The following is a 13,725-nucleotide window of genomic DNA, read 5'->3' on the forward strand; positions in this document are numbered from 1 at the left end:
GATGACCTCGACCGTCTTGGAGACCACGGACGCCCCCGCCGACATCGAGCAGTCCCCGGCGGAGACCGGCATCCAGTCGTTCATCGTCACGTTCAACATCCGCCGGTTCGACCCCGAGGTCGACGAGGAGCCGCGCTGGGTGGACTACGACGTGGAGCTGTACCCCACCGACCGCGTGCTCGACGCGCTGCACAAGATCAAGTGGGAGGTCGACGGGTCGCTGTCGTTCCGCCGCTCCTGCGCGCACGGCATCTGCGGCTCCGACGCGATGCGCATCAACGGGCGCAACCGCCTGGCGTGCAAGACCCTGATCAAGGATCTCGACATCTCGCAGCCGATCTACGTCGAGGCGATCAAGGGCCTGCCGCTGGAGAAGGACCTCATCGTCGACATGGAGCCCTTCTTCGCGTCGTACCGCGAGGTGCAGCCGTTCCTCATCGCCAGCTCCAAGCCCGAGGCGGGCAAGGAGCGCGTGCAGTCGATCGTGGACCGGGAGGTCTTCGATGACACCACCAAGTGCATCCTGTGCGCCGCGTGCACGTCGTCGTGCCCGATCTTCTGGACCGACGGGCAGTACTTCGGTCCCGCCGCGATCGTCAACGCGCACCGCTTCATCTTCGACTCGCGCGACGACGCCGCCGACGTGCGGCTGGACATCCTCAACGACAAGGAGGGCGTGTGGCGGTGCCGCACGACCTTCAACTGCACCGAGGCGTGCCCCCGCGGCATCGAGGTGACCAAGGCCATCGCCGAGGTGAAGCAGGCGGTCCTCTCCGGCAAGCGCTGACGCGCCGTTGCAGCGTCGGCACCGGTCCGCTCCGCCCGGAACGCGCTAGCCTTCCCCCGAGGAGGGCGGATGCGGCGACGCGCACGGGCTGCGGTGACCGCGGCGTACGCCGCGCAGGGGCTCGGCTACGCCGTGGTGGTGACATCGCTGCCCGCGCTCAAGGAGCGCCAGCACATCGACGACACGATCGTCTCGCTCATCGTCCTCGGGGTGTGCGTCGCCGCAGCCGGCGGATCGTTCCTCGCCAATGCGGTGGCCGTGCGCGCCGGAAGCCGCGCGGCACTGGTCGTCGGGCTGGCCTGTCAGGCCCTCGCGCTCCCCCTCATCGCCGTCCCCCTGCCGCCGGTGGTCTTCCTCGCCGCGTTCGCGCTGTACGGGATCGGGCTCGGCGCCGTAGACGCCGCATCCGCGATGCAGGGCGTGATGCTGCAGCGCGCGCACGGCTCCCCCCTCCTCGGCGGCTTCTTCGCCGGCTACACCGCCGCCGCCATCGTCGGTGCCCTCCTCGTCGCCGGCGCCACCGCCCTGCTGCCGCTTGCGGTCGCCGCGGGTGCGGCGCTGGGGCTGGCCGCGGTGTGGGCGGCGACCGTCGCGGTTCTGGGCGCCCGCCTCTTCGCGCCCGACGCCCCCGCCCTCGCCGACGAGGGCCGGTCCGGTGAGCGCCTCCCCACCCGAGGGATCTGGACGTTCGGCTTCGTCATCCTGGCGGTCTTCGTTCTCGACTCCGCCGTGAGCACGTGGAGCACCGTGTACCTCCACGACACGCTCGCCGTCGCCGCGTGGGTCGCCCCGCTCGGCTACGGCGCCTACCAGGTGGCCGTGCTCGCCACCCGCCTCGCCACCGATCGTCTCCTGCGGGTGACGGGTCCGCGGACGGTGGTCGTCGCAGCGGTGGTGATCGCCGTCGTGGGATGCGTCGGGGTGGCCGCGCTCCCCTGGGCCGCTGCCGCGATCGCGGGCTTCGCGCTGGCGGGTGTCGCCACCGGCGCACTGGTGCCGGTGGCATTCGGCGCGGCAGGCGACCTCGCCCCCGCTCGCAGCGACCAGGTGATCGCACGCGTCAACGTCTTCAACTACGTCGGCGCGGTGATCGGCGCCGTCGCCGTCGGCCTCCTCGCTGACGGCCCGGGGCTCGGGATCGCCTTCCTCATCCCGGCCGCGCTGGTGGCCGCCGTGCTGTCGGTCGCGCGAGCCTTCCGTCCCCGCACGGCTCACGCGGCCGCTCGCTAGTCTGGTCGCGTGACCGATCGCCCCGACGCGCAGTCGACGCCTGCGCCGCTTCCGGGGACGCTCCGGCGGCGCCTGGACCAGCCGATCGAGCGCGCGACAGAGCTCACCCGCCGGACGCTCGCGTGGTTCCCCATCCGCGTGTGGCGGCACTTCCTGCAGCACAACGGATTCCTCCTGGCCGCGGGGATCTCCTATCAGTCGCTCTTCGCGATCTTCGGCGTCATCTACCTCACGTTCGCGACCGTCGGTGTGTGGCTGGGAGGCAGCCAGACCGCCGTGACGGCGCTCATCGAGCTCGTCAACCACTACATCCCCGACCTCATCAGCGACACCGGCCTGGTCAAACCCGAGCAGGTGCAGGCCGTGGCATCCGGGAGCAGCGGTTTGCTGACGATCACGGGGCTCATCGCGGCCGTCGTGGTCATCTGGACCGCGATCGGGTTCGTCACGTACGCCCGCCGAGCTGTCCGGGACACGTTCGGGCTCCCCTTCGACCGCCGCAACTACGTCGTGCTGAAGGCGCGGGACCTCCTCGCCGCCGCCCTTTTCGGACTGGCGCTGCTCGTCGGCGCGGCGCTCGGCTCGATCGTCACCGGCGCCGTCGACCTGCTCTTCTCGGTGCTCGGTCTGAGCACCACCGACACGCGCTGGGCCGACATCCTCACCCGCGCCGGCTCGCTCCTGGTCGCGTTCGGATTGAACACGCTGGCCCTCGGCGGACTGTTCCGCTTCCTCACCGGCGCCTCCCTCGGGTGGCGCCGGATCTGGCCCGGCGCGCTCCTGGGCGCCGGCGCCATGGTGGTGCTGCAGATCGGTGCCGGCTTCCTCTTCGTGTACACACCGTCCAATCCGCTGCTCGCGACCTTCGCGATCTTCATCGGGTTCCTGCTGTGGTTCCGCCTCAACGGCATCGTCATCCTCGTGGCCGCCGCATGGATCGCCGTCTCGGCGGCCGATCGCGACGAGAACCTCGAGACCGAGGCCGACGCCGAGGCCGCGGAACGAACCGCCCTGCTTATCGCGTCGCGGGTGAGACTGCGCGAAGCACGGCACGACGCCGCAGACGCCCCGTGGTACCGCCGTCGGTCGGCCCGGCGCCGCGTCGCCGAAGCCGAGCGCGCCGTGGCCGAGGCGGAGGCGGCCGAGGCGGCCGTCACGCGGCCGTCGCTGCCGTGGGACTGAGCGGCGTGTCGGCGGTGCTGGCTAGGCTCGAACGGTGCCCCGTCGAGTTCGCATCGTGTCCATCAACGTCAACGGCATCCGCGCCGCCACCCGCAAGGGGATGACCGCCTGGCTCGAGGAGGCCGACGCCGACATCCTCGCGATCCAGGAGGTGCGCGCGAGCGCCGACGAGTTGCGCGCCGCCCTCCCCGGATGGGAGGTCGTCAACGATGAGGCCCTCGCGAAGGGCCGCGCCGGCGTCGCGATCGCCAGCCGCCTGCCGCACGTGAGGATGAGCACCGTGCTCGGCCCCGAGCCGCTGGACTCGGCGGGCCGGTGGATCGAGGCCGACTTCGACATCGACGGCGAGAGCATCGCGATCGTGAGCGCCTACGTCCACACCGGAGAAGCCGACACACCGCGTCAGGACGCCAAGTGGGCGTTCCTGGATGCGATGGAGCGGCGCCTGCCCGAGCTGCAGGCCGAGCACCCGCTGGCGCTGGTGATGGGCGACCTCAACGTGGGGCATCGCGAGTTCGACATCCGCAACTGGAAGGGCAATCGCAAGAAGGCCGGATTCCTGCCGCGAGAGCGCGCGTACTTCGACCGCTTCCTCGGGGAGGCGGGCGCCGAGGTGACGGGCGTCGACGGCAGCGTCGGCGCCGGGCTCGGATGGGTGGACATCGGGCGTCGGCATGCCGGCGAGGTCGATGGGCCGTACACCTGGTGGTCGATGCGCGGTCGCGCCTTCGACACCGACACCGGGTGGCGCATCGACTACCACCTCGCCACCCCGGCTCTGGCCGAGCGGGTGGCCGACTATCGCGTCGTCCGCGCTCCGTCGTGGGACACCCGCTGGAGCGACCACGCTCCGGTGGTCGCGGACTACACGCTCGGCCGCTGACCCTCGCGCCGCTTCCCCGGCCCGTGGGTGAACCCTCGAGTCCGGGCGGCGCGAACGTCGCTCGGCGCGCGGGCTCGCGGCGCCGCATCGCGCGTCGCGCCCGGGATACCCGCGCCGATAGAGTCGGCCGTGTGACGGGGCAGGGGCACTCCACGGATCGGCGCGCACGCGCGGGGGCTCGACCGGTGTGGACGGCGGTGCTGGCCGCCGCCGTCCTCGTGACGACGGGGTGCATGCCGCTCGCCTCGGACGAGGGACCCGGCTGGCACGGATCTGTCGCCCCCGTCGTCGACGGCGTCGACGCGGGAGGCTGGGCCGTGACGGCCTGGCGGATCGGCGACGGCGACGCGGAGCGGATCGCCTCGGCGACCTCCGGGGCCGACGGCGGCTTCCGCCTCGACGTGTCAGAGTCGGATGCCGAGGGGGTGGTGCTGGTCGAGGCGACGCCCGCGGGCGGTCTCCGTCCCCTGCTCGCGGCCGTCACCGTCGCGGCCGCGCCCGAGGGCACAGTGACCCTCAACGAGCGCACGACCGTCGCTGCCGGATACGGCCTGGCGCAGTTCTTCGGCGATGCCCTGCCCTCCGGACCCGAGCCGGGGCTGCCCAACGCCGCCGCGATGGCGGCCAATCTCGCCGATCCGGCCGGCGGCGGCTACGGGGCGACGCTGACGTCGTCCCCGAACGGCTCCGAGACGTCGACGCTCGCGGCCTTCACGTCCCTGGCGAACATCCTCGGCGCCTGCCTGACCGACGACCTGGTGTGCCAGCGACTGGACGAGGCGATCGCCGACGACGCGGTGTCGGCGGCCGCGCAGTTCGCCGCGATCGCCCGCGACCCCTCCGCATCCGCCGACGAGCTGTTCGACCTGGCCATCACCGACGCCTCCGACCGTCCCGGCCTCTCCGACGCCCCCGCAGCGTGGACGCTGCCGCTGCGCTTCGACGGTGGCGGCGGGCTTCTCGCCGGCCCCGGGAACTTCGCGATCGACCCCGAGGGTCATGTGTGGGTCAACAACAACTACGAGTTCGACGCCGATCCGAAGGCGCCGGTGTGCGGCAGCGACGAGGTCTTCGAGTTCGCGGCGAACGGCGAGCTGCTCGCGACGTACGCCGGCGGCGGCCTCAGCGGCTCGGGGTACGGCATCGACTTCGCGCCGGGGGGCGATGTGTGGCTCAGCAACTTCGGCTTCGCCGCTCCGGCGCCGGGATGCCCCGAGGACGAGCAGCCACCGCACGACAGCATGTCGCTGTTCACCCCCGACGGCGAGGCTCTGTCTCCCGACACCGGCTACACGCAGGGTGGCCTCAGCTGGCCGCAGGGGATCGAAGTGACCGGCGACGGCGACGTGTGGATCGCGAACTGCGGCAACGACACCGTCGCCGTCTACCGGGGCGGCGATCCCGATGAGGCGGAGAACCTCGGGGGGTTCGGTCTCCAGCAGCCGTTCGACGTCGTGGACAACGGCCAGGCGCTGTTCATCACGGGCACCGTCAACAGCGCCGTGGCCGTGGTCGACCCGGATGGCACGCCGCGGGCGGGCTCCCCTCTCAGCGGATGGTTCGACCGGCCGATGGGCGTGGCATCCGACGCCGACGGCAACGTGTGGGTCGCCAATTCCGGGGGGATCACGCTCCCCTGCCCCGAGCGGACCGAGGAGGGTCGCGGCACCCCGTCGGTGGCGCTCCTCTCGCCCGACGGGTCGGAGGTCACCGGCCCCTTCACCGGCGGCGGCGTGACGCTCCCGTGGGGGATCGCCACCGACGGCGACGGCAACGTGTGGGTCGCGAACTTCGAGGGTCAGCGCCTCTCCGCATTCTGCGGCGCCGACGCGGCGACGTGCCCGCGCGGCCTCACCACGGGTGAGCCGATCTCTCCCGACGACCAGGGCTACTTCTTCGACGGATTCACGCGCAGCACCGGCGTGGCGGTGGACCCGTCGGGCAACGTGTGGGTGACGAACAACTGGGAGGAGATCCCTCTCCCGACGAACCCCGGGGGGCACCAGATCGTCGCGTTCGTCGGTGCCGCCGCCCCCGTCGCCGTCGCCCCGTTCTCCTGAACCCGTCGTCGCCTCGTCGTGGTGCACGATGCCACGACGGCGGCGAAGAGGCGACGGGTGAGCGGCGAGGGGCCCGCGAGCCGGGCGACGGCGGGAGCCGCATCCGCCGGGCGAAGCAGCATTCGTGCGCCCCTAAAATAGGCGAGTGACCAAGCCTCGCCTGTACTCCGGCATGCAGCCCTCCGCCGACTCGCTCCAGATCGGCAACTACATCGGGGCCCTCATGCAGTGGCGGGAGCTGCAGGAGTCGTACGACGCGTTCTTCTCGGTGGTCGACCTGCACGCGCTGACCCAGCCCAACGATCCGTCGGAGCTGCGCGAGAAGACCCGCCGCACCGCCGCGCAGTACATCGCCGCGGGCATCGAGCCGTCGCGCTCGACGCTGTACGTGCAGTCGCACGTGCCTGCGCACGCGGAGCTGGCGTGGATCCTCTCGACCATCACCGGCTTCGGCGAGGCCGGGCGGATGACGCAGTTCAAGGACAAGTCCGCCCGCTACGGCACCGATGCGACGAACGTGGGCCTCTTCACCTACCCCGTGCTCATGGCCGCCGACATCCTGCTGTACCAGACCGACGTCGTACCCGTCGGCGACGACCAGAAGCAGCACATCGAGCTGACCCGCGACCTCGCCGAGCGGTTCAACGCGCGCTACGGCCACACCTTCACCGTGCCGAAGCCGGTCATCCAGGGCGACACCGCGCGCATCTACGACCTCCAGAATCCCACGGCGAAGATGTCGAAGTCGGCGGAGTCGGATGCCGGCGTCCTCTGGCTGCTGGACGAGCCGTCGGTGACCGCGAAGAAGATCATGCGGGCCGTCACCGACAGCGAGGGCGCCGTGCGCTTCGACCGCGAGACGAAGCCCGGCGTCTCGAACCTGCTCGTGATCTACGCCGCCCTCAGCGGCCGGGCGATCGCCGAGATCGAGGACGAGTACGCCGGCCGCGGCTACGGCGACTTCAAGAAGGGGCTCGCCGAGGTCGTCGTGAGCGAGTTCGGTCCGGTGCGCGAGCGCGCGCTGGCCATGCTCGACGACCCCGCCGAGCTCGACCGTGTGCTCGCGGTGAACGCCGGCCGCGCCGCATCCGTCGCCGACCGCACGCTCTCCGACGTGTACGACGGCGTCGGCCTGCTGCGCCGCTCCTGACGCCCGCCGCGCGTACTGGCGGCCGCCCCGTTGCACGTACTCAGGCAGCGGGCAGCATCGCGCGGTCTCTCGCGCGCGGAATTCCGAGGACGCAGTGCGCGGCCGAGCAAGCGGAGCCTGAGTTCGTGCAGCGGGAGGGGCCGTAGGGCCTGGGCTCGGAGGCGCGGCGCCTCACTCGGGTGCGCGGTCGGGCCTGGTTGCGAGAAGACCCCGCACGGCGTCGAGAACGAACTCCGGATCGTTCATGATCATCGCGGCCGTCGGTCGGATGCAGGTGAATCCGCGCGCTGCGAGCCGGAGGTCGCGCTCGCGATCCTTCGCCTGGGCCTGCCAGCCGGCGTGGAACTCCTTGCTGTCGCACTCGATCACAAGCCAGCCGTCGACGACCAGATCCACGCGGCCGACGCCCTCGATCTGCACTTGAACCGCGACGGAGCAGCCGAGAGCGCGCAGCATGAGGCGCATCAGCGTCTCGGGTCCTGACTCGGCCCGGCCGTCCACAAGCGGGCGCAACACCGCGAATCGCGCGGGCAGCCGCGCAAACACCTCACCCAGGTCTGCGAGGGAAATCACGGCTCGATACAGCGCGCTGTCAAGCGACGCGATCGCGGCTCGAGGCGCCTGACACAGCACGCTGTGTACGAGAGCATCGATGACGGAGACGGTCGCGCTGTGCCCCGGAGGGTCGTGCAAGGGCGACCAATGGAGGCGCACCCCGCGCACGGACCGATCTTCGAGCCGCTGCCGGCGATCGTGCGGAGAACGCATCCGGCTCGCAGTCCGCACCATGTGCACGTGGAGATGGCTGCTGACCTGAACGAAGACGCCGAGCAGCTGTAGCACCGAGAGGCACGTGAGCCGACCGCCGACACGGACGGCCCGCACCAGTCGGTCGTCCGTGTCGCCGGGGAGGTAGTGATCGCGCCGTGCCCGAACGAGCGCCCCCGAGTGCACGGCCGCAGCGATGTCGCTCCGGCTCATTCCGTCGAGGACGAGCTCCGCGCGGTGAAGGAATTCAACGAACATGCCGCCCAGGGTGACGCCGGCGAGCAGCGGCGGCGTCACTGCTCGCCGCAGATGTGGACGAAGAGCAGAGATGAAGGCCTGGGGAGGAAGAGTCGGATGCACGAACTCAGGCAATGCGCGCCGACCCGGATGAGGGCGGCCGCGGTTCTTCGCGGGGCCGCAGGGACGGAACGTCCCGCGAGCCTGAGTTCGTGCATCGGGGCGGAGGTGTGCCGGCCCGGGTTGCGGCCGGACCCCTGTCTCGGCGCCTCGTTCCGCGCCAGTAAGGTGGCGGAATGGAGCCGGTGGAGCTGCGGACGCCGCGCGCGCTGCTGAGCACACCCACCGAGGCCGACGCCGAGGCGATCTTCGTGGCCTGTCAGGACGCCGACATCCAGCGCTTCACCACGGTGCCGTCCCCCTACCTCCGCGAGCACGCCGCGCAGTTCGTCGTGCAGTCGGGCCAGCGGTGGGCCGACGACGTCGAGGCCACGTGGGTCATCCGCAGCGACGACGAGGTCACCGGGATGATCGGCCTGCACCGCCTGTCGGGCGGATCCCCCGAGATCGGGTACTGGATGGCGCGACCGCACCGGGGCCGGGGACTGCTCACCGAGTCCGCGCGGGCCGTCATCGACTGGGGCTTCTGGCCGGGCGGGCTGGGTGCGGCACGCATCGAATGGCGCGCGGTGGTGGGGAACCGTTCCTCCGCCCGGGTCGCGCGCGCCGTCGGCTTCCGGTACGAGGGGACGCTCCGCCAGGCGCTGTCGAACTCGTTCGGTCGTGACGACGCCTGGGTCGCAGGATTGCTGGCGAGCGACGATCGGACGCCGCAGGCGTGGAGCGTGCTCGAGGCCTGACATCCGGTATCCGTGGCAGGATGCTGGCATGCCCGAGATGCCCGAGGTGCAGGGGCTCGTCGACTTCCTGCGCGGCCGTGTCGTCGGCCACGCCATCACTCGCGCCACCGTCACCGCGATCGCGGCGCTGAAGACCTACGACCCGCCCATCACCGCCCTCCAGGGCGTCACCGTCACCGACGTGCAGCGCGCGGGGAAGTTCCTCGATCTGGCCACGGACGGCGGAACCCACCTCGTCTTCCATCTCGCAAAGGCCGGATGGCTGCGGTGGTACGACGCCGTGCCGGCGACGGTGCTGAAGCCGGGCAAGACTCCCATCGCCTTGCGCGTCGTCTTCGACGACGGCGCGGGGTTCGACCTCACCGAGGCGGGGACGAAGAAGTCGCTCGCCGTGTACGTCGTGCGCGATCCGTCCGAGGTGCCGGGGATCGCGCGCCTCGGACCCGACCCGCTCGATGCCGACTTCTCCCGCGACACGCTCGCCGGGCTCCTCGCGGGGCGCCGCACGCAGATCAAGGGTGTGCTGCGCGATCAGTCGATCCTCGCCGGGGTGGGGAACGCGTACTCCGACGAGATCCTCCACGCCGCGAAGATGTCGCCGTACGCCCTGGCCTCCACGCTCGACGACGCCGACATCGACCGCCTGTACGCCGCCCTGACCGAGACGCTCGCCGAAGCCCTCGCCGAGGCATCCGGCAAGCCGCCCGCCGACCTGAAGGACGCCAAGCGCCGCGGGATGCGCGTGCACGGCCGGCGCGGGGAGACCTGCCCCGTGTGCGGCGACACCGTCCGCAGCGTCTTCTTCGCCGACAACTCCCTGGAGTACTGCCCCACCTGCCAGACGGGCGGCAAGATCCTCGCCGATCGCCGGCTCTCGCGCCTGCTGAAGTGACGCACGATGTCCGGGAATGAATCGCGCGCCGGCGCGTTGGCTAGTATCGATCACATCAACGTGCTCCGGGGTCGGTGAGAATCCGAACCGGCGGTGAGAGTCCGCGAGTCTGAGCCCGACCTGTCGGGCCCGGATCGATCCGGTGGAATTCCGGAACCGACGGTGATGCGACGGTCCGCCGTCGTGTAGTCCGGATGGGAGGCAGCACGGACGGCGCCTGGCGCCGTCCTGCCGAGACGACCCCGGACCCGACCGGAGGTTCGACATGGCGGATGCGGCAGAGCGCGACGCGATGCGTCGTGCGCTCGAGCTGGCCCGGCGCGGCCCGCGCGGGGTGAACCCGCAGGTCGGCGCCCTCATCCTCTCGCCGACCGGAGACGTGCTCGCCGAGGGCTGGCACCGGGGCGCGGGCACCGCGCACGCCGAGGTCGACGCGCTGTCGAGGCTGGCACCGGATGCTGCGCGCGGCGCCACCGCGGTGGTGACCCTCGAGCCCTGCAACCACACCGGCCGCACCGGCCCGTGCGCCGTCGCGCTCCTGGAGGCGGGCGTCAGCCGCGTCGTCTACGCGCTCGACGACCCCACCGCCGTCGCCTCCGGCGGCGCGGAGCGACTCCGTGCCGGCGGTGCTGCGGTCGAAGCCGGCGTGCTCGCCGACGAGGCGCACGATCTCCTCGACAGCTGGCTCACGGTGCAGCAGCTCGGAAGGCCCTTCGTCACCGTCAAGTGGGCCCAGAGCCTCGACGGCCGCGCGGCCGCGGACGACGGCACCAGCCAGTGGATCACCGGCCCCGCCGCCCGCGCCGACGTGCACCGCCGCCGCGCCGAGGCCGACGCCATCGCCGTCGGCACGGGAACGCTCCTCGGGGACGACCCGTCGCTGACCGCGCGGTACGACGACGGCTCGCTGTACGAGAGCCAGCCGGCCCCAGTGGTCATCGGCCGCTCCGCCGTCCCGGCCGACGCGGCGGTGCGGCGCCACCCGCGTCCGCTGTCGATCTTCCCGACCCACGACCTCGCCGCGATCCTGGCGGAGCTTCGCGCCGCCGGCGCCCACCGTGTCTTCGTGGAGGGCGGCCCGACCCTGGCCAGCGCGTTCCTGGCGGCGGGGTTGACCGACGAGCTGCTCGTGTACGTGGCCCCCGTGCTCCTGGGTGGCCGCCGCCTGGCGCTCGGCGACATCGGCGTCGGCACCATCGCCTCGGCGCGGCGCCTGAGCGTGACATCCCTCGACACCCTCGGCGACGACCTCCTCGTCGTCGCCTCCCCCCGGAATGGAGACCACTGATGTTCACCGGAATCATCGAGGAGCAGGGTTCGCTCACCGCCGTCGAACCGTCGGGTGACGGCGTCCGCGTGACGGTGCGCGCTCCCCTGGCGGTCACGGATGCCGGCCACGGCGACTCGATCTCGGTCAGCGGGGTGTGCCTCACCGTCGTCGATCAGGGTGAGGACTGGTTCACCGCCGACGTCATGCGCCAGACCCTCGATCTGTCGACACTCGACGACGCGCAGCCGGGGCGAGCCGTCAACATCGAGCGAGCCACGGCCGCCCACGGACGCCTCGGCGGCCACATCGTGCAGGGGCACATCGACGGCACCGGCACGATCGCCGAGATCCGTCCGGGCGACCGGTGGCAAGTCGTCCGCATCGGCATCCCCGCGCGCCTGGCGCCGCTGGTCGTCGACAAGGGGTCGATCGCGATCGACGGCATCTCGCTCACCGTCAGCGCGGTGAGCGACGCGGATGCGGCGGAGCCGTGGCTCGAGGTCTCCCTCATCCCCGAGACCCTGGAGGCGACGACGCTCGGCGCCGCCGCCGTCGGCGACCGCGTCAACCTCGAGACCGACATCCTCGCCCGCCACGTACGGCGCCTGCTGGCCTTTCCCCTCTCCCCCACCGAAGAAGGAGGCTCCGAATGAGCCTTTCCCCCATCCCCGTCGCCCTCGACGCGCTGCGCGCGGGGCGCCCGGTGATCGTCGCCGACGACGAGGACCGCGAGAACGAGGGCGACGTCATCCTGTCGGCCGAGCTCGCCACCCCCGAGTGGATCGCCTGGACCGTCCGCTGGTCCAGCGGCTTCCTCTGCGCCCCCATGCCCGCCGAATGGGCGGATCGCCTGGATCTGCCGCCGATGGTCGCGGTGAACGAAGACGCGCGCGGGACGGCGTACACCGTCAGCGTCGACGCCGCCGACCGCATCAGCACCGGCATCAGCGCCTCCGACCGTGCGCACACCCTCAACGTGCTGGCGAACCCCGGCTCCGGCCCCGCCAGCCTCATCCGGCCGGGGCACGTGCTGCCCCTCCGAGCGGTCGATGGCGGCGTGCGCGAGCGCGGGGGTCACACCGAGGCCGCCGTGGAGCTCATGAAGCTCGCGGGACTCCAGCCCGTCGGGGCGATCGCCGAAGTCGTCGCGGAGGACGGCAGCATGATGCGCCTCCCCGGGCTCCTCGAGCTCGGCGCGCAGACCGACATCCCCGTCATCACGATCGAACAGCTCATCGGCTACCTCGACGAGGTCGACCCGCGCCCCGTCGCTCCCGCCGCGGATCGCGCCACCCGCCGCGTGAGCCTTCGCGCCGAAGCATCCGTTCCCACGGCGCACGGCGGGTTCCGGTTCCTCGCCTACAAGGACCGGGTCACCGGGACCGACCACCTCGCCGTCGTGTCGGGCGAGCTCAGCGGTGACGCGCCGCTGGTGCGCGTGCACTCCGAGTGCCTGACCGGTGAGGCCTTCGGCTCGCTCAAGTGCGAATGCGGACCTCAGCTCGACGCCGCGCTCGATGCCATCGAGCAGGATGGCGGGGTGGTGATCTACATGCGCGGGCACGAGGGGCGCGGCATCGGGCTCATCAACAAGCTCCGCGCCTACAGCCTGCAGGAACAGGGCCTCGACACCGTCGACGCGAACCTGGCGCTGGGGCTCCCCGCCGACGCGCGCGACTACGCCGCCGCCGCGGGGATCCTCGCCGACCTCGGGGTGTCGCGCGTGCGCCTCCTGACGAACAACACCGACAAGGTCACGCAGCTGCGCGAACTCGGTCTCGACATCGTCGAGCAGGTTCCGCTGCTCGTGGGGATCGGCCCGAACAACCACCAGTATCTGCAGACCAAGCGCGACCGGATGGGTCACATCATCGCCGAGCAGGACCTCGCCGATGCGCTGGCCGAGATGAAAGAGGGCGAACGATGAGCGGCAAGGGCGCACCCGAGGCGTCGGCGGTCGATGCGGCAGGTCTGCGCGTCGTCGTCGTCGCCGGACAGTGGCACGACACCATCACCGACGGCCTGATCGCCGGCGCCCGGCGCACCCTCGACGCATCCGGGGCCTCCTGGCAGCTCGTGCGCGTTCCCGGGGCCTTCGAGCTCGCCGTCGCTGCCAAGGCGGCGCTGGAGGCGGGGGCCGATGCGGTGGTGGCGCTGGGCGTCATCATCCGAGGGGGCACGCCACACTTCGAGTACGTCTCCGCCGCGGCCACCGACGGACTCACCCGCGTCGCGCTCGACACGGGGCGACCGGTCGGCTTCGGCGTGCTGACCCTCGACGACGAGCAGCAGGGTCTGGACCGCGCCGGTCTCCCGGGTTCGAAAGAGGACAAGGGCGCCGAGGCGGCGGATGCGGCGCTGCGCACGGCCCTGCTCCTTCGCCAGCTGCGCGGCTGATCTCCACTC

The 13,725-nt window shown here is 71.8% G+C and carries 13 protein-coding genes and 1 riboswitch; of the genes, 12 read left to right on the plus strand and 1 reads right to left on the minus strand.

All coding sequences use genetic code 11. From position 1 onward, the window contains the following. The first annotated feature begins 1 nt into the window (after position 1). The 6 genes from ACTU3I_RS12085 to trpS all read left to right on the plus strand — a co-directional run bounded on the left by ACTU3I_RS12085 (position 2) and on the right by trpS (position 7,292). Entirely contained in the window at positions 2-787 is a 786-nt protein-coding gene (locus tag ACTU3I_RS12085) for a succinate dehydrogenase iron-sulfur subunit (protein ID WP_442925937.1), read from the plus strand. 69 nt (positions 788-856) lie between these two features. Beyond that, positions 857-2,017 (plus strand): MFS transporter, encoded by a 1,161-nt coding sequence (locus ACTU3I_RS12090; RefSeq protein ID WP_442925938.1) that lies wholly within the window; start codon positions 857-859, stop codon positions 2,015-2,017. Between the two features lie 9 nt (positions 2,018-2,026). Continuing rightward, positions 2,027-3,199 carry a YihY/virulence factor BrkB family protein gene (locus ACTU3I_RS12095; RefSeq protein ID WP_442925939.1) on the plus strand — a complete coding sequence of 391 codons (1,173 nt, stop codon included), beginning with the start codon at positions 2,027-2,029 and terminating at the stop codon, positions 3,197-3,199. A gap of 34 nt (positions 3,200-3,233) precedes the next feature. Beyond that, positions 3,234-4,082, plus strand: coding sequence for an exodeoxyribonuclease III (locus ACTU3I_RS12100; RefSeq protein ID WP_442925940.1), 849 nt, complete (start codon positions 3,234-3,236; stop codon positions 4,080-4,082). Between the two features lie 131 nt (positions 4,083-4,213). Then, on the plus strand, positions 4,214-6,142 hold the full coding sequence (locus ACTU3I_RS12105; protein ID WP_442925941.1) for an NHL repeat-containing protein: 1,929 nt from the start codon (positions 4,214-4,216) through the stop codon (positions 6,140-6,142). Between the two features lie 145 nt (positions 6,143-6,287). Continuing rightward, positions 6,288-7,292, plus strand: coding sequence for a tryptophan--tRNA ligase (gene trpS, locus ACTU3I_RS12110; protein WP_442925942.1), 1,005 nt, complete (start codon positions 6,288-6,290; stop codon positions 7,290-7,292). Positions 7,293-7,463: 171 nt separating this feature from the next. Here the strand turns inward: trpS and ACTU3I_RS12115 are convergent, their stop codons facing one another. After that, positions 7,464-8,420: an endonuclease domain-containing protein gene (locus tag ACTU3I_RS12115; RefSeq protein ID WP_442925943.1), complete on the minus strand. Its 957-nt coding sequence runs from the start codon at positions 8,418-8,420 to the stop codon at positions 7,464-7,466. 173 nt (positions 8,421-8,593) lie between these two features. Between ACTU3I_RS12115 and ACTU3I_RS12120 the strand changes: the two genes are divergently transcribed. From ACTU3I_RS12120 to ribH, 6 genes are all read left to right on the plus strand, one after another. Next, entirely contained in the window at positions 8,594-9,157 is a 564-nt protein-coding gene (locus ACTU3I_RS12120) for a GNAT family N-acetyltransferase (RefSeq protein ID WP_442925944.1), read from the plus strand. 28 nt (positions 9,158-9,185) lie between these two features. Beyond that, on the plus strand, positions 9,186-10,049 hold the full coding sequence (locus tag ACTU3I_RS12125; protein WP_442925945.1) for an Fpg/Nei family DNA glycosylase: 864 nt from the start codon (positions 9,186-9,188) through the stop codon (positions 10,047-10,049). A 57-nt stretch (positions 10,050-10,106) separates the two neighbouring features. Next, positions 10,107-10,260: riboswitch (FMN riboswitch) on the plus strand. Between the two features lie 54 nt (positions 10,261-10,314). After that, positions 10,315-11,337, plus strand: a complete 1,023-nt coding sequence (gene ribD, locus ACTU3I_RS12130) for a bifunctional diaminohydroxyphosphoribosylaminopyrimidine deaminase/5-amino-6-(5-phosphoribosylamino)uracil reductase RibD (protein ID WP_442925946.1) — start codon at positions 10,315-10,317, stop codon at positions 11,335-11,337. Continuing rightward, positions 11,337-11,972, plus strand: a complete 636-nt coding sequence (locus tag ACTU3I_RS12135; RefSeq protein WP_442925947.1) for a riboflavin synthase — start codon at positions 11,337-11,339, stop codon at positions 11,970-11,972. The genes ribD and ACTU3I_RS12135 overlap by 1 nt, the downstream gene beginning before the upstream one ends. Beyond that, a complete protein-coding gene (gene ribA / locus ACTU3I_RS12140) occupies positions 11,969-13,246 on the plus strand; it encodes a GTP cyclohydrolase II (RefSeq protein ID WP_442925948.1) in 1,278 nt (425 codons plus the stop codon). Before ACTU3I_RS12135 ends, ribA begins: the two co-directional genes overlap by 4 nt. Next, positions 13,243-13,716 (plus strand): 6,7-dimethyl-8-ribityllumazine synthase, encoded by a 474-nt coding sequence (gene ribH / locus ACTU3I_RS12145; protein WP_442925949.1) that lies wholly within the window; start codon positions 13,243-13,245, stop codon positions 13,714-13,716. The genes ribA and ribH overlap by 4 nt, the downstream gene beginning before the upstream one ends. Positions 13,717-13,725 lie beyond the last annotated feature (9 nt).

The organism is Microbacterium sp. RD1 (genome assembly GCF_052220165.1).
Lineage (GTDB): Bacteria > Actinomycetota > Actinomycetes > Actinomycetales > Microbacteriaceae > Microbacterium.